Origin of the sequence: Corallococcus silvisoli (assembly GCF_009909145.1) — a bacterium.
Taxonomy (GTDB): Bacteria; Myxococcota; Myxococcia; order Myxococcales; family Myxococcaceae; genus Corallococcus; species Corallococcus silvisoli.
Map to the genome: position 1 here is coordinate 180,696 of NZ_JAAAPJ010000001.1, position 26,500 is coordinate 207,195.

General features: G+C 69.7%; 19 protein-coding genes. 7 read left to right on the forward strand and 12 right to left on the reverse strand.

Annotated elements, in window-relative coordinates; all coding sequences use genetic code 11:
- Nucleotides 1–92: 92 nt before the first annotated feature.
- The 5 genes from GTY96_RS00605 to argE all read left to right on the forward strand — a co-directional run bounded on the left by GTY96_RS00605 (nucleotide 93) and on the right by argE (nucleotide 6,380).
- The gene (locus GTY96_RS00605) at nucleotides 93–578 is read left to right on the forward strand and encodes a ferritin-like domain-containing protein (RefSeq protein WP_143908067.1); all 486 of its coding nucleotides are present in this window, start codon (nucleotides 93–95) and stop codon (nucleotides 576–578) included.
- A 43-nt stretch (nucleotides 579–621) separates the two neighbouring features.
- A complete protein-coding gene (gene hutF / locus GTY96_RS00610; RefSeq protein ID WP_161663594.1) occupies nucleotides 622–2,004 on the forward strand; it encodes a formimidoylglutamate deiminase in 1,383 nt (460 codons plus the stop codon).
- A 78-nt stretch (nucleotides 2,005–2,082) separates the two neighbouring features.
- Entirely contained in the window at nucleotides 2,083–3,561 is a 1,479-nt protein-coding gene (locus GTY96_RS00615; RefSeq protein WP_161663595.1) for a hypothetical protein, read from the forward strand.
- A 148-nt stretch (nucleotides 3,562–3,709) separates the two neighbouring features.
- A complete protein-coding gene (locus tag GTY96_RS00620; RefSeq protein WP_161663596.1) occupies nucleotides 3,710–5,170 on the forward strand; it encodes a hypothetical protein in 1,461 nt (486 codons plus the stop codon).
- Between the two features lie 67 nt (nucleotides 5,171–5,237).
- On the forward strand, nucleotides 5,238–6,380 hold the full coding sequence (gene argE, locus GTY96_RS00625) for an acetylornithine deacetylase (protein ID WP_161663597.1): 1,143 nt from the start codon (nucleotides 5,238–5,240) through the stop codon (nucleotides 6,378–6,380).
- Nucleotides 6,381–6,389: 9 nt separating this feature from the next.
- Here argE and GTY96_RS00630 read toward each other — a convergent pair whose 3' ends face one another.
- The 12 genes from GTY96_RS00630 to GTY96_RS00685 form a co-directional block, all read right to left on the reverse strand.
- On the reverse strand, nucleotides 6,390–7,112 hold the full coding sequence (locus tag GTY96_RS00630) for a DUF2652 domain-containing protein (protein WP_161663598.1): 723 nt from the start codon (nucleotides 7,110–7,112) through the stop codon (nucleotides 6,390–6,392).
- Between the two features lie 53 nt (nucleotides 7,113–7,165).
- Nucleotides 7,166–10,750, reverse strand: coding sequence for a transcription-repair coupling factor (gene mfd / locus GTY96_RS00635; RefSeq protein ID WP_161663599.1), 3,585 nt, complete (start codon nucleotides 10,748–10,750; stop codon nucleotides 7,166–7,168).
- 165 nt (nucleotides 10,751–10,915) lie between these two features.
- On the reverse strand, nucleotides 10,916–11,614 hold the full coding sequence (locus tag GTY96_RS00640) for a pilus assembly FimT family protein (protein WP_161663600.1): 699 nt from the start codon (nucleotides 11,612–11,614) through the stop codon (nucleotides 10,916–10,918).
- Nucleotides 11,614–12,852 carry a PilW family protein gene (locus tag GTY96_RS00645; RefSeq protein ID WP_161663601.1) on the reverse strand — a complete coding sequence of 413 codons (1,239 nt, stop codon included), beginning with the start codon at nucleotides 12,850–12,852 and terminating at the stop codon, nucleotides 11,614–11,616. Before GTY96_RS00645 ends, GTY96_RS00640 begins: the two co-directional genes overlap by 1 nt.
- Complete coding sequence (locus tag GTY96_RS00650) at nucleotides 12,849–13,358, reverse strand: type IV pilus modification PilV family protein (RefSeq protein ID WP_143897486.1); 510 nt, start codon at nucleotides 13,356–13,358, stop codon at nucleotides 12,849–12,851. The genes GTY96_RS00645 and GTY96_RS00650 overlap by 4 nt, the downstream gene beginning before the upstream one ends.
- Nucleotides 13,355–17,665: a DUF4114 domain-containing protein gene (locus GTY96_RS00655; protein WP_161663602.1), complete on the reverse strand. Its 4,311-nt coding sequence runs from the start codon at nucleotides 17,663–17,665 to the stop codon at nucleotides 13,355–13,357. Before GTY96_RS00655 ends, GTY96_RS00650 begins: the two co-directional genes overlap by 4 nt.
- On the reverse strand, nucleotides 17,665–18,114 hold the full coding sequence (locus GTY96_RS00660; RefSeq protein WP_143897490.1) for a c-type cytochrome: 450 nt from the start codon (nucleotides 18,112–18,114) through the stop codon (nucleotides 17,665–17,667). The genes GTY96_RS00655 and GTY96_RS00660 overlap by 1 nt, the downstream gene beginning before the upstream one ends.
- 25 nt (nucleotides 18,115–18,139) lie before the next feature.
- Complete coding sequence (locus GTY96_RS00665; protein WP_161663603.1) at nucleotides 18,140–18,844, reverse strand: hypothetical protein; 705 nt, start codon at nucleotides 18,842–18,844, stop codon at nucleotides 18,140–18,142.
- A gap of 207 nt (nucleotides 18,845–19,051) precedes the next feature.
- Nucleotides 19,052–19,378 (reverse strand): hypothetical protein, encoded by a 327-nt coding sequence (locus GTY96_RS00670; RefSeq protein ID WP_143897494.1) that lies wholly within the window; start codon nucleotides 19,376–19,378, stop codon nucleotides 19,052–19,054.
- A 62-nt stretch (nucleotides 19,379–19,440) separates the two neighbouring features.
- On the reverse strand, nucleotides 19,441–19,767 hold the full coding sequence (locus GTY96_RS00675) for a c-type cytochrome (protein ID WP_143897496.1): 327 nt from the start codon (nucleotides 19,765–19,767) through the stop codon (nucleotides 19,441–19,443).
- 47 nt (nucleotides 19,768–19,814) lie between these two features.
- Entirely contained in the window at nucleotides 19,815–21,509 is a 1,695-nt protein-coding gene (locus GTY96_RS00680) for a hypothetical protein (protein WP_161663604.1), read from the reverse strand.
- A 7-nt stretch (nucleotides 21,510–21,516) separates the two neighbouring features.
- Nucleotides 21,517–22,848, reverse strand: a complete 1,332-nt coding sequence (locus tag GTY96_RS00685; protein ID WP_143897501.1) for a bifunctional glycosyltransferase/class I SAM-dependent methyltransferase — start codon at nucleotides 22,846–22,848, stop codon at nucleotides 21,517–21,519.
- A gap of 218 nt (nucleotides 22,849–23,066) precedes the next feature.
- On the opposite strand from GTY96_RS00685, the gene GTY96_RS00690 reads away from it, so the two are divergent.
- Together GTY96_RS00690 and GTY96_RS00695 are read left to right on the forward strand one after the other, a co-directional pair.
- Complete coding sequence (locus GTY96_RS00690; protein ID WP_161663605.1) at nucleotides 23,067–25,262, forward strand: GumC family protein; 2,196 nt, start codon at nucleotides 23,067–23,069, stop codon at nucleotides 25,260–25,262.
- Complete coding sequence (locus tag GTY96_RS00695) at nucleotides 25,259–26,500, forward strand: glycosyltransferase (RefSeq protein WP_161663606.1); 1,242 nt, start codon at nucleotides 25,259–25,261, stop codon at nucleotides 26,498–26,500. Before GTY96_RS00690 ends, GTY96_RS00695 begins: the two co-directional genes overlap by 4 nt.

A 26,500-nucleotide genomic window follows, 5' to 3' on the forward strand; every position in this document is an offset into this window, starting at 1 on the left:
TTGGTTCCGGGAGGAGGGCGCACCACATTGGTTGGGCCTTCGCATCCGCCTGTTTCACTCACCTGCGTTTCACTCACCTGGAGGAGGCGCCGATGGCCGACAAGTCCGAAGTGGCTCGCTTGCACAGCCTGGCCCAGCTCGACGCGGACGCCGTGGGCGCGTACGACGTCGCCATCGCGCGCATCGGGCCGGCGCTGGTGCGCGAGCGCCTCAACAGCTTCCGCGCGGACCACCTGCGGCACGTGCAGGACCTCAACACGCTCATCCGCCACTTCGGGGGGGACCCGGTGACGCTGCGGCCCGACCTGAAGGGCTCCGCGATGAAGAGCCTGACGGCGATGACGGGACTGATGGGGACGGAGGCCACGCTGTGGGCCATGCTCGGCAACGAGGAGCTGTTCGACCGGGCCTATGAGCTGGCGCTCCAGTTCGAGTGGACTCCGGAGGTGAAGGCCCTCATCCACCAGCACCGCGAGGACGAGCGGCGGCACGGCACGTGGATCCGCGACGCGGTGCGCACCCGTCCCTGGGCGGAGGGCCGCGCGCCCCTCATGGACGGTGCTGAACTGGGCGCCTGAGCTGCTTCCGCGCCCCGCCGGGAACTGGCATACGCTGCCGCGCGTGAGCGACATCACAGTCTACCAACCTGACTTCCTCTTCGCGGAAGGGCGTTTCCACGAAGGCCGCGCGCTGGCGGTGGGCGCGGACGGCCGAGTGCTCGACAAGGTGCCTCCGGGCGCGCGCGTGGAGCGGCTCGCGGGCCGGGCGTTGCTTCCGGGACTCGTCAACGGCCACTCGCACGCCTTCCAGCGGCTCATCCGGGGGCGCACCGAATACGTGGCGTCCGGCCGGGGGCAGGACGACTTCTGGTCCTGGCGCGAGGCGATGTACCGCGCCGCGGAAGCCCTCACGCCCGAGGAGGTCTACGCCGCCTCCCGGCAGGTGTTCGTGGAGATGGCGCTCGCGGGCATCACCGCGGTGGGCGAGTTCCACTACCTGCACCACCAGTCCGACGGGACGCCCTACGCGGACCGCAACACCCTGGCGCGCGCGGTCATCCGCGCGGCGACGGACGTGGGGCTGCGCATCTGTCTGCTGCGGGTGGGCTATGCGCGCGCGGGCTTCAACGTGCCGGCGAACCCGCGCCAGCGCCGCTTCATCGACGCGGACGTGGACACGTTCCTCGCCACCACGCAGGACCTGGCCCAGGCGGTGCGTGGCGACGCACGGGTGAACGTGGGGCTCGCGCCGCACAGCGTGCGCGCGGTGTCGCGCGACTGGTTGGAGCAGGTGGCCCGCGCCGCGCCCGCTGTCATGCCCATCCACATGCACGTGGCGGAGCAGCCCAAGGAGATTGAAGCGTGCCTGGCGGAGCACGGCCGCCGTCCCGTGGAGCTGGTGTCGGACGTGGGGCTGCTGGGGCCGCGCTTCACGGCGGTGCACGGGGTGCACCTGACGGACGACGAGGTGGCGCTGCTGGGCCGCGCGGAGGCCACGGTGTGCGCGTGCCCGTCCACGGAGCGTAACCTGGGGGATGGCATCGTGCCTGCGGACGCGCTGGTGAAGGCCGGGGCGCGCGTGAGCTTCGGTTCGGACAGCCAGACGACCGTGGACCTGCTGGAGGAGGCGCGGCAGCTGGAGCAGCACCTGCGCCTGGTGCGTCTGCGCCGCGCGGTGTTGGATCCGGGGACGGGGACGTTGGACGGGCTGGCGGCGCGGCTCTTCGACATGGCCACGGTGCAGGGCGCGCGGAGCCTGGGGATGGACACGGGCGCGTTGGCGCCGGGCGCGCCCGCGGACTTCTTCACGGTGGATCTGCATCACCCGTCGCTGGTGGGCGCGGGCCTCGCGTCGCTGCTGCCGGGCATCGTCTTCGGGGCGACGGCGGGAGCGGTGCGCGAGGTCGCCGTGGCGGGCCGGTGGGTGGTGCGGGACGGCCGGCATCCGCTGATGGACGAGAGCGGCCGGACGTTCCAGCAGCTCGCCCGGCGTCTTTATCCGTGAGGGTGACAGGCGGCCTCGATATGGAGGACCGCCCGAGGCGTTGAAGGCCAGGATGTAGGCTTCCGCAGGAGGATGTGGATGCGTTCAGGACAGTGGCTGTCGCTCGTGGTGCTGATGGGGCTGGCGGTGGGCTGCGCCGGGCGGCAGGACCTGGAGACGCCCGACTACGAAGCCATCTACGACGCGCCGCTGGAGGAGATGTGGCCCGCGGTGCGGGAGTACTTCACGGACGCGCACCTGCCCTACCGTCAGGACCGGGGCAGTCTGGTGTTGGAGACGGATTGGAAGCAGGAGTTCGGTGGCTCGAAGATCGCTGGCTACTGGCACCGGTACATGGTCGTCGGCAAGCGCGAGACGCCGACCAAGAGCAAGTTGTTGATCATCCGCATCACCAAGACGGTGAACAAGGCGCTGGCTTTGCCCGGACGGCAACTGGACTGGGGCGTCGGCCGTGGGCTTGGCGGCGACCCTTCCACGCGAGACACCGGAGCCCCGGGGGATCCGTCCTCGACCGCGAGCGGCGCGTACGGCGTCTCCATCGAGGATGACGAGGACCGGCTGGCCTTCCCCGTGGGGGAGAACGCCTTCTACGTGGACTCGGGGCAGGGGACGCGAGACCTGACGATGGAGTGGCGGGTCTTCCGAGGCGTCGCGCCGAAGCTGGCGAAGAAGCAGCAGGTGAGCGCGGAGCAGCAGGTGGCGCGAGCACCGGATGCGAAGGAGACGCCAGCGTTCACCGAGTGCGGGCAGTCCATCCTGGGACTGAAGAAGCAGGCGAAGGTGGGCGGGGTGCTGCTGCTGGGAGAGCTGCACGGGACGCGGGAGGTGCCGCGGTTCATCGCGCAGGCGGTGTGCCAGCTCGTCACGTCAGGGATGCCGGTGACGGTGGGGCTGGAGTTGCCGGTGGAGAACGAGGAGCGAATCACCACCTTCCTGCGGAGCCAGGGAGAAGAGGTGGACTGGCTCAAGCTGATGGAGGCGCCCTTCTGGCGCAGCCCGTACCCGGACGGGCGAGGCAGCGAAGCGGTGGCGAACATGCTGGAGCAGCTGAGGCAGTTGAGGGCGCAGGGGTTGGACGTGGCGGTGTTCGTCTATGACCACCCGAAGCTGTCGGGCCAGAAGCGGGAGGACGCGCTCACGCAGACGGTGCTGGCGCAGGTGAAGGCGACGCCGGAGCGGTTCCACCTGGTGGTGAGCGGCAACGTCCATCCGCGCACGGCGAAGGGGCTGCCGTGGGACAAGCAGTACCGGCCCATGGGGCACTTGCTGAAGGCGCAGCTGTCGGACGTGAAGTCGTTGGACATGGCGTATGACAGCGGCACGGCGTGGATCTGCGCGGCGGAAGAGAAGGGCGGGAAGCTGGAGTGCGGGGTGAAGGAGGCGAAGGGGAAGGACAATGGGGACCGCTTCTTCGTGCACGTCTGGGATTCAGCCAACAAGGAGGGGTACCACGGGGTGTTCTACGTGGGGCACGTGACGGCGTCGGAGCCCGCCGTCCTCAAGGCGCTGGGGAATCCGGAGGTGGCACCCGAGCAGGAGCCCACGTCCAGCTTGTAACGGATTGAAGTGGAGGACAGGGGCCGTGCGAGTCATCCGAGAGGGGGACGCGCGCGGCCCTTCGCATTGCGGGCGGATGCGCTCGCGATACGTCAAGGGTGTCCTCGCGTTTCCCTGTCATCACGAAACCGGATGAAGGAGTCGGGAGATGCGTTCGACATGGCTGATGGGAATGGTGGCGCTGTTGCTGGCGGTGGGCTGCGCCGGGCGGCAGGACCTGGAGACGCCGGACTACGAAGCCATCTACGACGCGCCGTTGGAGGAGATGTGGCCCGCGGTGCGCGAGTACTTCACGGACGCGCACCTGCCCTACCGTGAGGACCGGGGCAGCCTGGTGTTGGAGACGGATTGGAAGCAGGAGTTCGGCGGCTCGAAGATCGCTGGCTACTGGCACCGGTACATGGTCATCGGCAAGCGCGAGACGCCGACGAAGAGCAAGCTGTGGATCATCCGCATCACCAAGACGGTGAACAAGACGCTGGCCCAGCCTGGCAGGGAGGTGGATTGGGGCGTGTCCCGAGTGCTTGGGCCCGGTGGCGGCGACGATTTCCCTCTCAGCGCGGAGGACAACGAGGACCGGTTTTCCTTCCCCCGTGGAGAGAATGGCTTCTACGTGGACTCGGGGCAGGGGACGCGAGACCTGACGATGGAGTGGCGGGTCTTCCGAGGCATCGCCCCGAAGCTGGCGAAGAAGCAGCAGGTGAGCGCGGAGCAGCAGGTGGCGCGAGCGGCGGACGCGAAGGAGACGCCAGCGTTCACCGAGTGCGGCCAGTCCATCCTCGGACTGAAGAAGCAGGCGAAGGCGGGAGGAGTGCTGCTGCTGGGGGAGCTGCACGGGACACAGGAGGTACCGCGATTCATCGCGCAGGCGGTGTGTCAGCTCGTCACGTCAGGGATGCCGGTGACGGTGGGGCTGGAGCTGCCGGTGGAGAACGAGGCGCGAATCACGACCTTCATCCAAAGCCAGGGAGGAGAGGTGGACTGGCTCAAGCTGATGGAGGCGCCCTTCTGGCGCAGCCCGTACCCGGACGGGCGAGGCAGCGAGGCGGTGGCGAACATGCTGGAGCAACTGCGGCAGTTGAGGGTGCAGGGGCTGGACGTGGAAGTGTTCGTCTATGACCACCCGAAGCTGTCGGGCCAGAAGCGAGAGGACGCGCTCACGCAGACGGTGCTGGCGCAGGTGAAGGCGACGCCGGAGCGATTCCACCTGGTGGTGAGCGGCAACATCCATCCGCGCACGGCGAAGGGACTGCTGTGGGACAAGCAGTTCCGGCCCATGGGGCACCTGCTGAAGGCGCAGCTGTCGGACGTGAAGTCGTTGGACATGGCGTACGACAGCGGCACGGCGTGGATCTGCGCGGCGGAAGAGAAGGGCGGGAAGCTGGAGTGCGGGGTGAAGGAGGCGAAGGGGAAGGACAATGGGGACCGCTTCTTCGTGCACGTCTGGGATTCAGCCAACAAGGAGGGGTACCACGGGGTGTTCTACGTGGGGCACGTGACGGCCTCCGCGCCCGCCATCCTCAAGGGGCTGGGGCGGCCTGGGGCGGATGACAACTCCGTGTTCCCGGCGGTCCTGGAGGAGGGTGGGGTGGCCTCCGCGCGACGCTGAGGGCGCTCCCGCGCTGGCGTCGCGACGCGGGCAGTGGCATGGAGATGGCCTGACTGGAGGCCGTCCCATGAGCGACACGCTGCCCGCGCTGCGGGCCACCCTGGCGGAACTGGTGGCGTTGGACACCACGTCCTCGCGCCCCAACGCGCCCCTCATCGACTACGCCCAGGCGCGGCTGGAGGCCGCGGGCTTCACCGCCGAGCGTCAGCACTACACCGACGACGCGGGCGTGGCGAAGGTGAACCTGGTGGCGCGCAAGGGCGACGCCGACCGCGCCGCCCTGGCGCTGGTGGGCCACTCCGACTGCGTCCCCTACGACGCGGCCTGGAAGGACGCGCTGCGCCTCACCGAGCGCGACGGCAAGCTGTATGGCCGCGGCGCGTGCGACACCAAGGGCTTCATCGCCTGCGCGTTGCACACGGCCACGCGCAAGGACCTGCCGGCACTGCAGGCCCCCCTCCTGGTCATCCTCACCGCGGATGAAGAGGTGGGCCTGGTGGGCGCGAAGAAGCTGGTGTCCGCGGGCCTGGGCCGCGCGAAGCACGCCATCGTCGGCGAGCCCACGCGCCTCATCCCCGTGCGCGCCAACAAGGGCTACTGCCTGGCGGAGGTGGAGGTGCTGGGCAAGGAGGGGCACAGCGCGTACCCGGAGCTGGGCGCGTCCGCCATCTTCCGGGCCGGCCGCTTCCTGCACCGGCTGGAGACGCTGGCGAACACCGTGCTGCGCGAGGACCGCGACGAGGGCTTCCAGCCGCCTTTCACCACCGTGAACGTGGGCCTCATCCAGGGCGGCAAGGCGAAGAATGTCCTGCCGGGCTCCTGCCGCTTCACCGTCGAATGGCGCCCCATCCCCGGTCAGGCCGCCGAGCGCGTCCCGGAGCTGATGGAGCACATCCGGCAGGAGCTCGTGCGTGACGAACCCGCCTACGAGGCGCGCATCAACGTGCTGCGCATGGACCGCGGCGTCCACACGCGCGGCGACGCGGACGTGGTGCGCTTCCTGGAGGAGGTGAGCGGCAACGCCTCCGAAACGGTGTCCTTCGGCACGGAGGCCCCCCAGCTGACGGAGCTGGGCGCGGAGGCCGTGGTGTTCGGCCCGGGAGACATCCGCGTCGCGCACCAGACGGGGGAGTTCGTCCCCATGGAGGACCTGGTCCGCTGCGAGGCCGCGCTGACGCAAGCCGTGGCCCGCTTCTGCGCGGGCCGCTGAGGCAGGGCGTCAGGGCTGCTTCGCGTCGACGATCTCGACGTTGCGGAAGCCCTGGCAGGCCTCCTTGAAGCCGAGCACGTACTTCAGGGAGCGCAGCTCCAGCGTCAGCTTGCGCCACAGCTTGCGCAGCAGGTTCGGAGCCGGCGCGGGCACGGTGTCGACGAGCGTGCCCAGGTCGATGTAGTGCGTCGCCGTGCGGCCCATGCCCTCGAAGTCGTGCTCGAGGCTCAGGCTGAGCTGGCGCAGCGCCGGGTCCAACTGCTCGTGGACCGTGTCGGTCATCAGGACGTACTCGGACACGGGCACGTCGTTCTTCAGCATCCGGTGCACCAGGATGACGTCCACGCCCGCCAGCTCCGTGAGGTGCTTCACCTTCTGGAAGGCCACCTCCCCGGCGTGGGCCACGAACTTGAGCGTCAGGGCGCCCACCTGCATGCACCCGTCGCACTGGCACATGCGGTCGACGACGAGCTCTTCCCGGCGGGCGAGGAAGGCGCGGCGGATGTCCGCCACCTGCCGCGCGACCGGCGTGGCGTCGTCGCTCACGGCGTAGAAGAAGGCCGCGTCGCCCTCCAGCTTGGCGAGCTTGAAGCGGCCGGAGGCGTCGATGACGGCCTCGAGCAGCCGCGCCACCGTGTCCTGCGCGTGCGCGAGGCCGAAGCGATGCTGCCGCATGAAGCGGGTGTAGCCACCGATATCCGCGATGAGCAGCAGCGCCTTCTCTATCGCCATGCGGCGTCCAGCCTAACCCAATCCGGGCTGGACGCTCCTTCCCGGCGGCGTCCTCAGTGTCGGGGCAGCGCGCAGGTGCCCAGGTCCCGCAGCATCTTGTGCGCCTCCGCCAGCAGCGCATGCCCCTTCACCTCCGGGGGGACCCGGGCGATGAGCTTCATGTCCGGTGTCAGCCGGTAGAAGCCCTTGGAGCGCTGCACCAGCCCCGCCACCTTCGCGCCGTCCAGCAGCGCGTCGCCGCCCAGCGCCAGGGACAACCGGGCGGGGCCCGCCTCCAGCGCGCGCAGGCGCAGCTCGCGCATGTCGATCTTCAGCAGCGTCACCTCGGAGAGGGCATCCACCTCGTCGGGGGCCTCGCCGTAGCGGTCCACCAGCTCCGCGCGCAGGTCCGTCACCTCGTCGGGGTGGCTGGCCTGACTGAAGCGCTTGTAGAACACCAGCCGCTGGTGCACGTCCGCCACGTAGTCGTCGGGGATGAGCGCCGGCATGGGCAGGTTGATGTCCGGCTCCACATGCACCTTGGGGGGCATGCCCTGCAGCTCCGCCACGGCCTCTTCCATCAGCTGCGCATACAGGTCGAAGCCGATCTCCGCGATGGCGCCCGACTGCTTCTCGCCCAGCAGGTTGCCCGCGCCGCGAATCTCCAGGTCATGGCTGGCGATGGAGAAGCCCGCGCCCAGCTCCGTGAAGTTCTGGAGCACCTCCAGCCGCCGCTGCGCGTCCTTCGTCACCGGACGGCGGGTGGGCACCAGCAGGTACGCGTACGCGCGCTCCTTGCTGCGGCCCACGCGCCCGCGCAGCTGGTAGAGCTGCGCGAGGCCGAACTGGTCCGCGCGGTTGACGATCATCGTGTTGGCGCTGGAGATGTCGATGCCGCTCTCGATGATGCTGGTGCACAGCAGCACCTGGAACTTGTGCTCCGTGAACTGGAGCATCACCTTCTCCAGCTGACCCTCGCCCATCTGGCCGTGCGCCACCCCGATGGAGACCTGGGGCAGCAGCTTCTTGAGCTCCTGCTCCATGGAGGGCAGGGACTCCACGCGGTTGTGCACGAAGAAGACCTGGCCTCCCCGGGCGATCTCCCGCTCCACGGCCTCCTTGATGACGGCCTCGTCGTACTTCATCACGAAGGTGCGGATGGCCCGGCGGTCCTGCGGCGGCGTGGCGATGATGCTCATGTCGCGCACGCCGGACATGCTCATGTGCAGCGTGCGGGGGATGGGCGTCGCCGTCAGCGTCAGCACGTCCACCTGCGTGCGCAGCCGCTTGAGCGCCTCCTTCTGCTTCACGCCGAAGCGCTGCTCCTCGTCCACCACCAGCAGCCCCAGGTCCCGGAAGGCCACCTCGCCCGCCAGCAGCTTGTGCGTGCCGATGACGATGTCGACCTTGCCCTCCTTGGCGCGCCGGAGGATGTCGCGGATCTCCGGGGGCTTGCGGATGCCGGAGATGACCTCCACCGTGACGGGGTAGTCCTTGAAGCGCTTCTTGAAGGAATGGAAGTGCTGCTGCGCCAGCACCGTGGTGGGCACCAGCACCGCCACCTGCTTGCGGTCCAGCGTGGCCTTGAAGGCGGCGCGCATCGCCACCTCCGTCTTGCCGTAGCCCACGTCGCCGCAGACGAGCCGGTCCATCGGCTGCGCCTTCTGCATGTCCGCGAGCACGTCCTCGATGGCCTTCGCCTGGTCCGGCGTCTCCTCGAACTCGAAGTCCGCCTCGAACTGGGCGAAGTAGCGGTCCGGCGGCTGGAACGCATAGCCGGGGTGCGCCTTGCGCGCGGCGGCCATCTGCAACAGCTCCGCCGCCATCTTGAGCAGCTGCTCCTTGACGCGCTTCTTCGTCTTCTCCCAGCTCGTCGTGCCCAGCTTGTCCAGCTGGACCTTCTCCGGGTCCCCGCCGGTGAACTTCTGGATGAGCCGCATGCGGCCCACCGGCAGGTAGATCTTGTCCCGCCCCGCGTACTCCAGGACGAGGAAGTCCCCGGGCACGCCCTGCACCTCCATCTTCGTCAGGCCCGCGTAGCGCCCGATGCCGAAGTCGGTGTGGACGATGAGGTCGCCTTCCTTCAGGTCCTTGAAGCCCGCGGCGAACGCGTCCAGCTTCTTGCTGCGCTTGACGCGGCGGCGCGAGCGGACGCCGAAGATCTCCTCGTCCGCCAGCACCGCGAGCCGCCCCTCGGGGTCGACGAAGCCCTGGCTCACCTCGCCGGTGAACAGGTGCGCCCACACCGCGGGCTCGTAGAGCTTCGCGGCGTCCTGCATGGGTTCGGTGTGGACCTTCACCATCACCGACCGGTCCAGGAGCAGCCGCTTGAGGCGGTCCGCCTGACTGAGCGTCCCGCACGCCACCGCGCACGCCACGCCCGTGTCGCGCCAGCGCTGGAGCCGCTCCACCAGCGGGGTGAGGGCGCCCTCCTCGCCGTGGTGCGCGAGGATGGCCTCGCGCAGGTCCTGCGTCGTGCCGAAGTTGAAGGCCACGGGCACTTCCGACTGCGTGAGCGACAGCCCCCCGCCCTCCACCACGCGCAGGGCCTGGAGCTTCGCGGCCACGCCCTCGCGCGTGAGGAAGTGGTGCTCCGGCGGATAGGTGAGGTCCTGCCGCGCGTCCGCCTCCTCCACGCCCTTCGCCAGCTCCGCCCACAGCTCGTCCTGGGCGCGGTCCAGGGCCACCGGATCATCCAGGTAGACGACGGGCTCCGGGGCCCACGCGCGCAGGTAGTCGAACACCGTGGCCAGTCCGCCGTCGAAGAAGCCGGGCAGCAGGCCCTCCAGGCCGAAGCCGGGCAGGCCCTCGCGCAGCGCGTCCAGCCGCTCGCGCAGCTTGATGGTGGGCAGGTTGATGCGGTCGGCCACCGCGCGGGCGGCGGCCTCGGCGCGCGGGCGCGTGTCGTCGGTGAGCAGCAGCTCGCGCGCGGGCACCAGGTCCACGGACTTGAGCGCGTCCACCGTGCGCTGGGACTCCGGGTCGAAGACGCGGATGGATTCGATGGTGTCCCCGAAGAACTCCAGGCGCACCGGCCGCTCGTACAGTGGACTGAAGACGTCCAGGAGGCCGCCGCGCACGCTGAAGGTGCCCTTGTCCTCCACCAGCGGGCTGTTCTGGTAGCCCATCAGCGAAAGCTTCCGCGCCAGCGAGTCGCGGTCGAAGTCCTGGCCCACCTCCACGCGCTGGGCCAGTCCCTCCATCACCGCCAGCGGCAGCACGCGGCGGTGCAGCGCGCGCAGGGACAGCACCAGCGCGGGGAACGGCGTGCCGCGCGCCAGGTGGAACAGCGCGCCCAGCCGCTCGGTGATGGGGCCCGCTTCGGGCGACAGCTCATCGTAGGGCAGCACCTCGTCCGCGGGCAGGCGCAGCACCCGGGGCTCCAGCAGGCTGCCGGTGCCGCCCAGGAAGAAGGCCAGGTCGTGCGCGAGCGCGTCCGCCGCCTCCTCATCCGCGGCCACGCACACCAGGGGCACGCGAAGCTCGCGGTGCAGGCGGGCGAGCAGATGCCCGCGCGCCGCGCCCTTCACGCCTTGCGTCCGCGTGCGATGCCCGGCGCGCAGCGAGGCCAGCAGCCGGGCGAGGACATCACCCGGGGAGGAAGGGGGACTGCCCGGCCAGGACGCGCCGGAGGACTTCGGGGGAGAAGAGGTATCCATTCGAGGGCCCGGGTGGGGCCCTCGGCTAATTAGGGTGCGCCCTGTCTCAAAGCAACGCCGGATGCGGGCCCTGTCGGGTGTTCCGGAACAACGGGACGCTCGCTGGGCGGGGAGACTCACGCGCGCCCGGGGCCAGGGAGGCCCACGGGCGTTCGCGTCTGGACATCAGGGCTTCGTGCAGGCCTGCGCCAGCCGCGTGTCCTTCCGGCTGGCGTCGGTGGTGGTCGCGGCCAGCGAGTCGCAGTCCAGCACATTGGACAGGCCCGTCAGCGGCTCCACCATCAGCACGCTCTTGGCGCGGTTCGAGGTGAACCGGAAGAGGATGGAGTTGTCCGCGGGGGCCGCCGCCGCCACGACCGCGGGCTGGCCGAGCGAGCCCCGCAGGCAGTCCATCTTGTTGAACGCCGGCCGGCCGGAGCCCGGCAGGAAGCAGAGGCCGTTCATGTCCGTGGCGCTCATGGTGGGCGGGATGATGATGTCCGGTCCCGTCTCACTGCAGCACGCGGGCGTGGTGCGGCACGTCTTGTTCACGCAGGCCGCGCTGGGGCACCTATCCACGCCCCAGTCATTATCCGGGGCGCTGAGGTCGTCTCCGCACCTCAGACGCTCCCAGCGGGCCACGGTGTGCTGTGCTCCGTCCGGCTGGAGGATGTTGTTCTCCACGACGAAGCGCACCGGCTGGTTGGTGCTGATGGCCAGCTGGCGTGCACGCATCGAGGACGACCACAGCTCGCGCGTGGCGGAGGTCTCTCGCTGCCCGCCAATGCGGCCCTGCATCCCCACCACCGCCAGGGAGACCATGATGCCCACCACCGCCACGGCGGTCATCATCTCCAACAGCGTCATGCCACGGGTGCGCTTCATCACGTCCCTCCCGCCGGATCCGCTGGCGGCCGACTCAGGCCCACCGTCATGTTGCGCGCCGTGACAATGAAGGTGTAGCGACGCCGTGTGTAGCCGTCCTTCGCGAGGCCCTCCTCATCCTGCCCTGACATGTCCGCGTCCCGGTTGGTTCGGCGGGTGCGGATGACCAGGGTCACCTCCAGCTCGCGCACCCGCTGCCGCAGGCGCCGGATGATCTCCGCCTTCACGTCGGGGTACGTGGACACGGCCGGGAGGGGAGCCCCCGTGGGCGACAACACGTCCGTCCTGCAGAAGTTACCGAGGTCGTACATCGCCTTGTCACACTCGGAGATGGCCGGAAAGGTCACGCCAGCGTTGACGCCGGGGTACCAATTCAGCACGTTCTGGTCGCTGCCGAGGTTGACGACCCCTTCGCGCACGGTCAGCTGCTCCACGTCGCGGCTCAACACGGACCAGTTCGCATCGCTCGGCGCCCGGACCTCCAGCGTGGGAATGCCCCCCCTCCAGTTCACCCGGTAGGCCGCGCCGCCCAAGCGCAGGGCCAGCCAGTTCTCCACGGTTCCCGCGGCCTTCTGCCACTGAGCGGCGTTGTTGCACGTCGGGGACGGCGCGTTCGCCCCGCCGTTGTTGACGGTGATGGAGGAAAGAGTGCCTGCCGCCCCGGGGTTGATGCCGATGATGCTGACGGGGCATGCGAGCTTGTTCCCGCCGCTGACCAGGATGGCGGTGGCCGGGCCCGTGGGGGTGACCATGGCCGTGGAGGCCTGCGGCTTCGCGCAGAAGCGGGTGGTGTTGGCGGTGTCGCGGACGCTCGTCCCGTCACACTCCGCCAGGGTCACCATGCCATTCGTATCCCCCCAGTAGAGCTGGAGGGCGTCCGAGACCGGAAACCCGGCGGGCGGGGGCTCGAAGGTCGGATCCGCGCCCAGCGTGGTCCCGGCCCCCGTCTTCAGGTCCGGCTTGCGCCACACGGTGATGGCCGAGCGAACGTCATCGTCCTTGAAGGAGATGTGCGTGTTGCCCATGCCCATCCCCGCGCGGGACAGGTCCATGGTGAGCATCTCCTTCACGGCCCGCCCCGTGACCTGCGCGGTCATCGTCTGTTCCTCGAACAGGGCGCGCTTCTGCATCTGGGTGCCCACCACCAGACCCGTGGCGATCACGACGACCCCCAGGGAGCTGGCGATCATCACTTCGAGGAGCGTGAAGCCCCGTTCGTGCATGGAGGATGGTTTCATGGTGCCAATCGGGTCTGGAGAACCACCATCTGCCGGTCCGCGCGGACGCCGACCTCATCCCAGCTCACGGACACGCGCACGTTCACGAGGGTGCCCGGCGTGCCTCCCACCAGGTTGCGGGTAATGGCCGGCTGTCCCGCCATGCCCCCCTCGATGCTGCCGGGGATCCTGGAGTTGTCCACGTCGATGACCACCGTGTACCTGCGCGCAACGACCTTGGGATCCGCCGGGGGCACGGTCCTCTGGAACCCCTCCGCCGTCTGATACACGTCGAAGGTCCGGCTCTGCACGACATTGCAGTTCACGGAGCCCTGGCAGCCTGTCTGGAGGATGTCCTCCAGGGTCTGCTCCGCGATGATCTGCGCCTGGTTCGCGGTCAGGGTGCGGCGGTTGGAGCGGGTCGTCTGGCTCACCACGGTCATCGCCGCCGCCACGCCCACGAGCATGACGGCCATGGTGGCCATGACTTCCAGCAGGGTGACACCGCGTGAGGCGCGCTGCTTCATTGCGGCAGTCTCCCGTCGGGCAGCGGCTCCCACAACATGATCTGCGAGGTGGGCATTCCGTTCGCGCCTGCCTTGTTGTTCCACTTCTTCCCGCCCTTGACCTTCATCTTGCCCGTCGCGGTGAGCACGAAGAGGTGCTCGTCGTGAACCACCGGCGCGGAGATGGCATGGCCCTCCAGTTCGGTGGAGGTCATCGTGCCCGAGAGCTGGTTGGCCATGTAGGACTTGCCGTTCGCGTCGGCGTCCAGGTTGCAGATGTCCGCCGCCTGGCCCACCGCGGTCGCGGCATAGACGCTGTTCGAGCTGAGCGCCACGCCGCCCCACAGCTTCTGGCCCGGGGCCAGCTTCTCCACCCACAGGGGCTTGAGCTCCGCGCACCCCTTGGTCCCGCTGGGGTCCGTGTCCTCGAACGCCAGCAGGTGGTACTGGTACGTGGGGGGGCCGTTGGGGTTCGGCTCCTTGTAGCCGTCCGTGTACTTGTCCGGGCTGTCGCTCGTCCCGAAGAAGAAGCGCACCGCGGGGCCCGCGTCCGTGGTGACGAGCTTCACCGCCATGTTGGAGTAGAGCTGCTGCAGCTCCAGCTCCGTCTGGTTGGCGTTCGGGTTGTTCTTCAGCGCGGACGCCGCGTGGGCGACCATGCACTTCTTCACCTGGCTGCCCAGCTTCCGGCTGGTGCTCACGTCCTTGAGGTTGACGCGCCAGACGCTGCCGGCCGTGGTGGGCACGTACATGACGTCATAGGAGCCGTCCTGGTCCAGGTCCAGCATCGCGGTCTCCGCCGCGATGCCCGAGCCCTGCTCGAAGGTGATGACGCCCGCGTTCTTGGCGGTGCCGTACTGCATCGGCTTGCCCGTCTTCATGTCGAGGATGAACACCGCGCCCGCGCGCTTGGTCGCCGGCTCGTAGTCGGTGCCCACCACCGCCGCCCAGCGCCGGTCCTTGTCAGCCGCGGAGCCCCAGGAGATGCGGGCGATGGAGGGGGCGTGCCGCGAGCCGGTGTTGTCCGGCATCAGCACGGCGGGGTCCGCCGTCTGCGCGGAGGAGAACGCGGTCGTCACGTCCACGTCCGCGAGGCTGAACTCCCACAGCGGGAGCGGGTACCAGGAGTTGGTCGGGTCGGTGATGTCGAGCGAGAAGACCACGGGGTTGGCCTTGCCCGTCGCGGAGACGAGCACCGTCTTGGCGCCCTTCTGCTTCTCCGCCGTCGACGCCGGCTTCCAGGTGTACTTGATGCTGTCGGCCCAGTCGTTCCGGTCACCCAGGTCCACGTTGGCGATGCTGGGGGACGCGTCCATCTGGGGCCGCACGAGCGTGCCGGAGTTGCGGAAGCGCACGTACTGGTTGCGGTACTGGCTCAGCATCATGTTGGGCATGTACGCGAACGCCTCGTTGCCGGTGCCGTACTTGCGCTGGGCCGGCGTGGAGGGGGCCGGGCAGTTCTCCGGCACGAAGTAGCCGCGGTACTGGTCGTTCGGGCGGCAGCCGTCTTTCAGGGCGTTGCGGAAGTCGCCCGTGTCGAAGGAGTGGAGCACGCCGCTCATCGTGCCCACGAAGGCCCGGGTGCTCCGGGTCTCCAGGGGCTTCATGAAGTTGTTGAGGTAGTCCGTCCGCTCGGCGGCCTTCGCGTTCTGGTACCAGTTGTCCTGGTACGGGGGCACCGCCACCGCCACGGTGGAGAGGTTGATGCCGCCCATGGGCCAGGGCCGGATCTTGTTGGTGCCGGAGGCCTTGGGGTTCTCGTAGCCGTACAGCCAGTCGATGAGGAACTGCCGGTCGCTGTAGGGGGCTGGATCCGCGGCCGCGGTCACCGTGCAGACGCCGTCGTGATTCATGTCGTACAGATAGCGGCCATCAATCTCGCTGTAGGTGTTGCAGTAGGAGGCGGGAAGCAGCGTGCCGCCCACTTCGGCCACGTCCTTGACCTCCTTGCGAACCCCCGCGTCGTTCATCGTGTAGAGCTTGCGGTTGAGCGGGTTGGAGGCGGCCAGCGACAGGGCCATCACGCGCCCGGCCTCCCAGCGCTGCTTCGGGGCCGTCTCATCGGGCTTCTCCGGGTCGTAGAGCGACTGGAGGTACATCCGACCGCGGATGGTGAAGTCCTTGGCGCCGTCATAGCCGCGGATGCCCGCCGCGGGCAGGCTGCCCTCGGCGTTCCAGTTCACGCCCCAGTTCTGACCCGGCGTCTCGTTCACGCCCCAGACGGCGACGTTGCCCAGCGTGCTGGGGCTGGAGCGCGCGTAGGCGCCGGAGCGCACCGCCTGATAGCCGATGTCCACGTCGTCGATGATGGGACGGCACAGCTCGCTGGGGCTGCTGATGTCCACCTTCCAGCACAGCTGCGAGCCGGTGAGGCCCAGCGCCAGGATGTCGATCTCCACCTCCTGGTCGGGGTACGGCGGCGTGTTGTTCAGGGGCACCGGGACCCAGCCGGGGGATTCGTTCTTCTGGTACTTGCCGTTGGCGTCCAGCACGCGGCAGTCCACGGCGATGGAATAGGTGATGGTGGGCTTCACGCTGCCGGCCGTGCACGCGCCGGGGATCTCCTCCGTCCAGCAAGGAGCCTTCGTGCAGCCCGCGCGGATGTTGCTGGGAGGGGGTCCCGGGGTCGCGTAGGGCGCGACGTCGTCCTGGCGGCGGAAGCGGACCTTGGTGATGGTGAAGTTCGGGCCCAGCGCGTCGCCCACGTCGCTCATGACGTCCGAGGACACGGTGGTGGACTTGGCGCCACCGCCGTTCTCCTTGTTGATCATGAACACGATGTCGTTGAAGTCGCGGTCACCGCCGCCGTTGAGGTCCTCGAAGCCGAGGATCCACCGGAAGGGGTCCGTGGTGGGTGCGCCCACGATGACGTGGGGCATGTAGTTCATCCGGTCCACTTCCGGCTTCAGGTTCCCCGGCTCCGTGCCGGGGCGCATGATGGTCACGCCCTCCTTGGGCATCTTGAGGTTCTTGTACGCGACCGTATCCAGGCGGTTGAGCGTGTCCTGCTCCAGCCAGCCGCAGGCCTTCTTCGTGGTGCCCGTGATGAGGCAGGCGGACGCGTCCGTCGGGGAGTTGCAGCTCTCGGAGTAGCTGCAGCCGATGTTGCGCTCCGCCACCTTGTTGTCCGCGGGCGCCTTGAAGTTCTGGTCCAGGTTCCAGGTGGCCTTGGAGAAGAACACGGAGATGGACGTCTGCAGGTGCAGCAGGCACTTGCCGTCCTCGGCGGGGTCACCCGTGTAGGGCTTGCGCTTGAGGCAGGGGGCGACCGTGTCGTTGTCCGTGTTGTGGCGGGCGTCGTAGTACACGACGGCGAAGAAGACGATCTCCTTGCCTCCCTGGACCAGGCCCAGGTTGACCCGGCGGTCTCCCGTGTTGATCTGCTGGTAGTTCGTGTACTCGGGATCCGAGGGCGGGGGCTGCGGGAGCTTGATGCCGCGGAAGTCGTACTGGGAGACGTTGTAGTCCGGGATGCCGTCGTACGTGTCCATGACGTCCGCGACGGGGCCCAGGTTGCGGTGGACGGTCTTGTCGCTGTCGTCATCCACCAGCAGGAAGACCATTCTTCCCAGGCCCAGGTTGTTGTTCTCGGGCGCAGCCGGCTCCAGCAGGTTGGGGATGTGCGGGAACAGGCCCTTGTCGGACGCGTCGTCGTCCGTGAGGTTGGAGGGGTCGCCGTTGCCCTTGACGGGCATCGTCGCGCCCACCCAGTCCACCGCGATGTTGTAGAAGCTGGAGTCCGCCCGGCCCGGGCGCGCGTCCGTGACGTCGGGCTTGGCCACGTAGGTCTTGGCGCAGTTGGCTCGCAGCGCCAGCTCGGGCTCGTAGTACTTCTTGCCTCCGGACGTGAAGGTCTGGCTGCAGCGCCGCGACAGGCCCACGTACTTGACGGGCAGGACGGTGTCGTCGTCCGGCGTCATGTTGTAGATGGCTTCGTGCAGGTCGAGGATGCCGTTGTTGTTCTTGTCGACCAGGTTGCCGTTGGCGTCCGCGTAGCCGCGGGCCTTCACGTCATCCATGTACATGTAGCCGAGCGAGTGGGACGCGCCGGCGGACTCGTACACGTAGTCGATGGTGACGGTCTGGTCGAACGGGAAGGTGATGTTCTCCGAGTCCAGCTTCTTGAGGTTGGTGTTGAGCTGGAGGCGGCCGTCATCGCGCAGGATGATGGTGTTGTTGGCGACGGTGAGGCCGTCCGGGCCCAGCTTGAAGTCGCCCTGCTTGTCGTTGGCCAGGTCGTCCTGACAGAGCTGCTGCGACGCCGTCATGGCGGGCGTCGCGACTGTCAGCACCAGTGCCGTGAGGGTTCGTTGAAAGAGCGTGCGCATCACTTCTTCCCCTGGTTCTTCGGCTGGGACTTCGCCTTCGCTTCCGCCTCGGCCTTTTCACGCACTTCCCGGGCCGCCACCTGTTGCTCCATCTGCTGCCGCAGCAGCATCCGGCGCGGCGGAGCCGCGGGCACCGTCACGGTGGCCAGGAAGCTAGTCAGCGCATCCAGGTCATCCGGAGGCAGCAGGCGTGTGTCGCAGTTGGTCTTCGGGTTGATCGCGTGGGGACTCCTCACCCACGTCCGTACCTGCGTCAGGTTCTGTCTGCGGAGCACCTGATCCATGTAGGGCCCGACGGGCTCACGGGAGCCAAGCAGGCTCTTGGGCTTCTCCGTCGGGGTCTGTGCCTGGTGGCACTGCGCGCAGGCCTTGTTGAAGGCCAGTTCGCCTCGCTCCTGGGCGCTGGCGAGCGCCGGGAGCAGGAGCAGCAGGGGAGTCAGGCGTTTCATGATGGGCTCGTGGGGGGCGGCGAAGTTACGGAAGCGTGGTGGTCGTCGAATCGTCGGGCGCCTTCTGGTCCGTCGGATTGTTGTAGGTCATGTCCGGGCCGCAGCCCTTGGTGATGCAGCCCGGCGTGAAGACGGAGGTGCCGTCGGCGTTGTTGACCAGCGCCTGGGTCATCACGCGCGTCGGACGGCCGTTCGCGCTGGTCACCTCGCCCACGGAGAGGATCCACACCTGACGGTTGGCGTCGACGCTGGAGTTTTCGTCGTCCACGTCGTCCCGGACGAAGACGCGGTAGCGCACGTTGCGCTGCTCCGGGTAGACGACGCCGGCGGGGATTTCCGTCGCGTCGAGGTCGGCGACGCGGAGGCTGTATTCGTTCCAGTTGCCCGCGCCTGCTCCGGGCAGCAGCTCGTACCAGGGCGGATTGGCGGTGGCCATGCCGGGGATGTCCGTGACTGGGACGGCCCCCCCCAACGCGTTGGGCAGGTTCAGGGTGGGCTGAGGGGAGTTGGCCGCCATCATCAGGCGCACCGCCTCGCGGCCTTCCGCGAGGCCCGCCTCGGCGGCGAAGAACGCCTGCTTCCTGCGGCGGGTGTCCGCCTGGCTGTCGGCCTCGCGGCCCACCACGCTGAAGCTGAGCATCACCGCCATGGTCACGACGGCAACCACTCCCAGTGCGAGCAGGAGCGTGAAGCCGCGGGGCCGGCGGCGGAGGGTTGGGCGAAGCACCATCGGGGACTCCTTCGCATGCCCCTGGGGGGAGGCACGGCTTGGGAGCCCGGAACAGCAATCCCCGTGCCGAAAGATTCAGCACTCAACCCGCTGGAATAAGGGATGTCCGCGAGTGGGGGGGTACCGTCTGACGTCAGGGGACTGCGCAAAGTTTGCGAGCCCCCTCATTCTTGCGAGGTCGCGGCCCTCTTTCGGGCCGCGACGGTGCTAGCGCTGGCCGCCGCGAAGGGCGGCGCGCAGGCGGAGCATGTCGTCCAGGACGCCCGGATCCACCAGCTCCAGGGCGGCCTTCTGGGACAGGCCGCGTGGCTGCTGGCGGTACTCCTCTTCGTCCTCCTCGCCGCCGCCCTTTCCGCCCTTGCCGCCGTCGCCACCCTTGCCGCCGCCCTTGCCGTCGCCGCCCTTGGGCATCAGCGCCACCGGCTGCGAGATGCCCGACTCCAGGCGGGGGAAGGCATTGGCGTCGGCGCGCACCGAGGCGAAGACGCTGACCATGGACAGGCAGAACACGATGGCGACGGTGAGGGTCTTCATGGCGGCTCCAATTCTCCCAGGCTTCACGACGCCCATGCGCCAGCGGTTATTCACGCGGCCCGCTACTTCGCCTTGAAGGTGCGGATGTATCCCACCAGGGCGTCGATCTGCTCCGGGGTGAGCTTGTCCTTGTAGGCCTTCATCTTGGGGTTGTCGGAGGAGCCGTTGGCGATGACCCCGCGCAGCTCGGCGTCCGACTCGGCCTTCTGCCAGGAGGCCCGGCTCATGTCGGGGATGGACTCCTTCTTGCCCATGCGGGTCTGGGCACGGCCATCCGCGCCGTGGCACCCCTTGCAGCTCTTGTCCCAGAGCGCCGCGGTGTCGTCGGCGAAGGCAGCGGCTGGGGCGCACAGCAGGAGGGGGAACAGCAGGGACCACCGCGTCGTCATGCACCGTCTCCGGGAGAAAGGGCGCCAGTATAGCGACCCCCGCGCGCTCAGGAACCGGCGTGGGGCCAGAACGCAGGAGACGGGCGATCCGGGGGCTGGAGCCAGACGGACTCCAGGAAGCGCACCGCGTTCTGGTCCGCCCGGTCGTTCCGGGTGAACGCCGCCTGCGCGCCCCCGAGCACCGCCAGCGTCGCGAGCCCCGCCGCCCAGGCCCTGGGGGAGGCGCCGTGTCCGGACGCGTCCCGGCCCAGCGCGAGGAAGACGCATGCCGCCACGGCGAGGAGCGCCGCGAACAGCACCGCGCCCGCGAGCGCGGTGGGCAAGCCCCCGAAGGCGAGCAGGTTGGGCGGATGGTAGCCGCCCAGGAGCAGCGGCCGGGCCAGCGCGAGCACGGGGGTGGAGACGTCGTCGGGGATGTAGTTGATGAACGTGGCCAGCCCGGTCATCAGCACCGACGCCGAGCACAGCATGGCCGCCATGCCCGACAGCGCGGGCCGCCCGGCGCCGCGCAGCCGCTCCAGCACGAGCCCCGCGGGCAGCAGCAGGAAGGGCACCAGGCCCGTGAGGTGGCGTGGCCCGGTGGTCCAGCCCCACGAGTCATAGGTGAAGGACGACGTGAAGTACGTGTAGCCGGCGAGCGTCACCGCGGACATCCAGAAGAGGGCGCGCGCCTCCGGGGAGGTGCGGCCCTGACGCTGGAGCAGCCCGAGCCCAGGCAGCGCGAGCAGCAGGAAGGGCGACAGGGTGAAGAGCCCCCGGAGCGGGGAGAAGAACGACAGCGTGAAGGCGCGGGGATCCGGCGTGCGGATGCCCAGGAAGCCGCCCAGGTGCCACGGCTGGTAGGCTGCGTCGTTGAGGTGCTTGTAGCCCGTCTCCAGCGGATGCCCGAACGTCGCCTGGTGGTAGAGCATCAGCGCCGCGATGAAGGGCAGCGCGCCCAGCACGGCGAGCCCCGTGGCCCGCCCCAGCTTGCGCAGCCGGACCGCCCAGGGGTCCGGCGTCCCCAGCAGCGTGAGGCAGGCGTAGAGGATGAGGCCCAGCACGCCCAGCGCGCCGGTGTACTCCGCCGCGACGGTGGCGCCCGCGCACGCACCGGCCACGACGTAGCCCCGGTCGCGCCACTCGCCACGGGCCAGCCGCCACAGCGCGTAGAAGCCCGCGAAGAGCAGCACCGCCGTCGTCTGGTGGCTCATGAAGAGCAGCGAGTAGCTGAACGCGAGCGAGCCCAGCGCGTACGTCACCGTGACGCCGTCCGCGACGAGGGGCGACAGGAACGCGCGCAGGAAGCGGCGCACGAGCCACAGCAGGCCCAGCGTGGGCAGCACCGTGAGGAAGAGGCGGCTGAAGAAGACCAGCGGCACCTCCGGCACGGCGTAGCGGTGGCCGCCGCCCACGGCCCTCAGGGCCGCGTACACGGGCACCGCGGCGAAGGACAGCAGGGGCGCCTTGGACGGGTAGTACTTCCCGTTCATCACCGACAGGTCGCCCACCGGGCCGTAGTCGCGCAGGGCCTGGTTGATGTCGAGCGTCCCGTCCTCCACCAGCGCTCGCGTCTGCCACAGCCGGCACAGCTCGTTGGGCGAGCGCAGCCCCGGGTGGTACGGGAAGAGGACCACGTAGAGCGCCGCCACCAGGGCCCACACCGCCCTCGGCAGGCCGGTGGCGCGGGGCGCGGGCGCTCCGGTGGGGAGCGCTGGGGCCGCGTCGGGGGGCGGCGGAGTGGGGTGGGGCGCGGCGCTCACTCGGGCGTCAGACGGCGCGGGCGACGGCGAACAGGCTCATGCCCACGGGCAGCTTCACCTGGCGCTCGGCCTGGGCGAACAGGGGCGCCAGCGTGTCGTAGAGCTTGAGCTGGAGCTTGGGCACCGCGCGGCGGCGCAGGAGGCGGCTGTTGACGAACCAGCCCGGCAGGCCGACCAGGTTCATCCACTCCAGCGTGTCCACGCGGAAGCCGTTCTCCTCCAGCACCGCGCGCAGCGACTCCGGCGTGTAGCGGCGGTAGTGGCCCACCGCCTCGTCGATGGCGCCGAACAGCTGCGGCAGCGCCGGCACGAGGATGAGCACGCGGCCATCCGGCTGGAGGATCTGACGGAAGCGGCGCACCGCGGACGCGTCGTCCGGAATGTGCTCCATCACGTTGGACAGCACGATGGTGTCCAGCTTCTCCGCCTTCAGCGACTCCCAGTCCGCGAGCGCCACGTCGGACAGGTAGGGGCGCACGTGGGGCTTGCCGCGGAAGAGGTTCTTCAGGCGGTCCACGTAGAAGCGCTCCACCTCCAGCGCGACGAGCATCTCCGCGCCCGCCTCCAGCTCGCGGGTGATGGTGCCGATGCCCGCGCCAATCTCCAGCACGCGGCGGCCCATGTGCTCGCGGAAGCGGCGGCCCAGCCACTGGTTGTAGTGGGTGGCGCCGTCCATGCGCTCCAGCGTGGAGTAGCCCTCGTGCTGGTTGTCCGCGTCGTCGCGCACGGTGGCGTAGCGCACCAGCGTGCGCAGGCGGGCCAGGTGCGCGGAGGCCGGGCGGCGCGGCACGGCCTGCAGGGGCGGCAGGGACACTTCCGTGAGGCGGAAGAGCTGCGCGGCCAGCTTCACCACCAGCTCCGCGTCCACCGCGTCGTCGTCGCTGGTGAGCTGGATGGAGCGCAGCGCGTCCGTGCGGAAGGCGCGCAGGCCGGTGAGCGGATCCGCCAGGGCCACGTCGGTGACGAAGCGGGTGATGCCGCCCAGCGCGCGCTCGGCCATCATCTCCGGCGACATGCCGGGGCGGCGGCCGAAGACGCCGTCGGCGGTGTCGTCGCGCAGGGGCTGCACCAGGGCGTCGTAGGTGTCCGGCGAATAGGCGGCGTCCGGATCCTGGAGCACCGTGAGCGTGCCGGTGACGTGGGGGAGCGCGGCGCGGATCGCCGCTCCCTTGCCGCCCTGGGCGGCGAGGACGTGGACATTGGGTCCGGGCGTGACGTCCACCGGTCCTTCACCCGCGAGGACGACCTGAGCCTGACCGGACAGGGCGTTGGCGAAGTGGGCGGCGGCGGAGGCCGTCGCCGGGGTGAAGGGGAGGACCACGGAAAGAGCAGGAACCATGGCGCCGCTCCCTACCACAGGCGCATCCAGGGTGCGCGTTCCCGGACGGGACCGGATGGACGAGGAGCATCCAGGCGGCGGCGGTCTGATGGACAACCCGCCCGGCCCGTTGCACGCTCCGGAGGGTATTCCCCCAGCGCGATGTGGGTGCAGGTCGGGTCCGGAGGTTTCCGGCCAGTGGAGACCGCCCGCGGCAGCCACTTCCGGAGAGACGCGACGTGGAAGGTACGGTGTTGGATCCCGCCGGTGGGGCTCCCGGCGCGACGCCCGCGAGCGTGATGCACCGGGTGCGGGGCGTGTGGCGCCGGAAGTGGGTGATGTTGGGGGTGGCGCTGGCCATCACCGCGCTCACGGCCGCGTGGACGCTGCGGCAGCCGCGCATCTACGCGGCCAGCACCTCGCTCATCATCGACGTCACCGCGCCGCGCATCCTCGATGGCGAGGTGAAGGAGGTGATGGGGGAGGAGCGCAGCAACTACTGGTTCAACAAGGAGTACTACGCCACCCAGAGTGAGATCATCACCTCGCGCGCGGTGGCCAGCCGCGTGGTGGACCGGCTGGGGCTGTCGAAGGACGCGGCCTTCCTGGGCCTGCCCGCGAACCAGGACCCGGCGGCGCGCGCGAAGGCGCTGGAGGACGCGGACGCGGTGGGCCTCCTGCGCTCGCGCATCCAGGTGGTGCCCGGCAAGGACTCGCGGGTGATGAACATCGGCGTGGAGGACGTGGACCCCGTGCGCGCGGCGCTGCTCTCCAACGAGGTGGCCGCCGCGTACATGGCGGAGAACCTGGCGCTCAAGCTGCGCACCACGGAGGAGGCCCGCACGTGGCTGGAGGGGCGGCTGGATGAGCTGGGCCGTCAATCGAAGGCCGGTGAGATGGCGGTCTACGACCTGAAGAAGGACGCGGACATGCTGTCCACGTCGCTGGAGTCGCGGCTGAGCATCGTCAGCGAGCGGATCAACTCCTACAACCTGAAGCTCACCGAGGTGCGCACGCGCATCGCGGCGCAGCAGGCGCGCGTGGACGCCATCCACCGGCTGCGCAAGGACGCGGGCAACACCGACGAGACGTGGGCGGAGGCGGTGCCCGGCGCCAAGGACGGGCCCATCCAGGACCTGAAGCTGCGCTACGGCGAGCAGAAGGCCGCGTGCGCGGAGCTGTCCGAGCGCTACCTGCCGGAGCACCCGAAGCTGCTGGAGTGCAACCGCAAGCTGGAGGTCGTGCGCGACGACCTGCTCAAGAGCCTGACCAACGTGGTGCGCTCGGCGGAGACGCAGCTGGCGGAGGCGCAGGGCGAGGAGCGCAACCTCAACAAGCTCCTGGATGAAACCAAGGCCGAGGCCTTCCTGGTGAACAAGAAGGCCATCGAGTACGGGCGGCTCCAGCGCGAGTCGGACAACAACCAGCGCCTGTATGAGCTGGTGCTCAAGCGGCTGAAGGACATCGAGCTGTCGGGCCTGCTGCGCACCAGCAACGTGCGCGTGCTGGACGCCGCGCAGCCGGTGATGGTGCCGGTGCGGCCGCACGTGCGGCGCAACCTGCTGGTGGGCTGGGTGATGGGGCTCCTCCTGGGCCTGGGCGTGGCGCTGTTCCTGGAGATGCTGGAGAACAGCGTCACCTCGCAGTCCGACGTGGAGGAGGTGCTGGGCCTGGCGTTCCTGGGCGTGGTGCCGCGCATGGAGGCGGTGCGGGAGCCGCGCGAGCGCGACCTGTACGTGCACCGCGCGCCGCGCTCGGCGGTGGCGGAGTGCTGCCGCGCGGTGCGCACCAACCTGCTGTTCATGTCGCCGGACCACCCCTGCAAGACGCTGGTGGTGACGTCCAGCGGTCCGCAGGAGGGCAAGTCCACCACCTGCATCAACCTGGGCGTGGCCATGGCCCAGAGCGGCAACCGCGTGTTGCTGCTGGACACGGACATGCGAAGGCCCCGGCTGCACCGCGCGTTCGGCGTGCCCAACGACCTGGGCATCAGCTCGCTGGTGGTGGGCGAGGGCTCGCTGGACAAGGCGGTGAAGAGCACGGAGGTGCCCAACCTCTTCGTGCTGCCGTGTGGGCCGCTGCCGCCCAACCCCGCGGAGCTGTTGCACACGCGCGCCTTCGCGGAGCTCCTGCGCACGGCGGCGGAGAAGTTCGACCGCATCATCCTGGACAGCCCGCCGCTCAACGCGGTGGTGGACGCCGCAGTGCTGGCCACGCAGGCGGACGGCGTGGTGATGGTGCTCAAGGCGGGGCGCACGGACCGCGGTGCCGCGAAGCGCGCGCTGCGCTCGCTGGCGGACGTGCAGGCCCGGATGTTCGGCGCCATCCTCAACGACGTGGACCTGCGCCAGCCGCGCTACGGCGACACGTACCTGGGCTACCAGGGCTATGGCCCGACGCAGGACGAGCCGAAGGGCGGGGTGGCGCCGTCGTGACGGGCGCGGGCCTGCGGGTGCTGCACCTGGGGAAGTTCTACCCGCCCGCCTCCGGTGGAATGGAGGCGCACGTGCGCACGCTGGCGAAGGCGCAGGCCGCGCTGGGCGCGCAGGTGGAGGTGCTGTGCGCGAACCACTCGGTGGATGGCACCGGCACCAGCCACGAGTTCCACGGCCGCAGTCCCACCCGGGAGGACTGGGATGGTCCGGTGCGCGTGGTGCGCCTGGGCCGGCTGGCGTCCGTGGCCCGCATGGATGTGATGCCGTCGCTGCCCTTCGTGCTGCGGCGTGCGCTGGCGCGGGGCGTGGACGTGGTGCACCTGCATGTGCCCAACCCGAGCATGGTGCTGGCGCTGGATGCCGTGCCGCGCCTGCCCCCGGTGGTGGTGACGCACCAGAGCGACATCATCCGCCAGAAGGTCGCGGGCGCGCTCTTCCGGCCGTTCGAGTGGATGTTGTACTCGCGCGCCGCGCGGCTGCTGGCCACGAGCGAGGCGTACGTGCGCGGCTCGTCGCTGCTCTCCACGTTCAGGTCGAAGGTGCGGGTGTTGCCGCTGGGCATCGAGCTGGAGGCATACCTGCACCCGTCCACGGAGGCCCGCGAAGCCCAGGCCCGCTGGACGGCGGAGGCCGCGGGCGGGCCGCTGTGGCTGATGGTGGGGCGGCTCGTCTACTACAAGGGACTGTTCACGGCGCTGGATGCGCTGGTGCACGCGCCGGGCAGGCTCGTCATCGTGGGCGAGGGACCGCTGGCGGAGGAGGGACGTGCGCGGGCCCGCGCGCTGGGCATCGAGGCGCGCGTGACGTGGGCGGGCTATCTGTCGCCGGATGCGCTCGCGGGCGCGTACCGGGCCGCCACCGCGCTGTGGTTCCCGAGCAACGCGCGCAGCGAGGCGTATGGCCTGTCGCAGGTGGAGGCGCTGGCCAGTGGGCTGCCCGTCATCAACACCGCGGTCCCGGATTCGGGCGTGGCGTGGGTGAGCCTCCACGAGCGCACCGGGCTCACGGTGCCGGTGGGGGATGCGCGGGCCCTCGCGGCGGCGGCGCGCCGGCTGGTGGAGGAGCCGGGCCTTCGGGAGCGGCTGGGGCGTGGAGCGCGGGAGCGGGCGCTAGGTGAGTTCGGCCACGACGTGATGGCGTCGCGCAGCCTGGAGTTGTACGCGGAGGCGCTTGGACGTCAGCCCCTGGCGGAGGTCCGGCCGGGTGCGTCCGTCCGGCACGTCGCGGGTGGGAGCTGA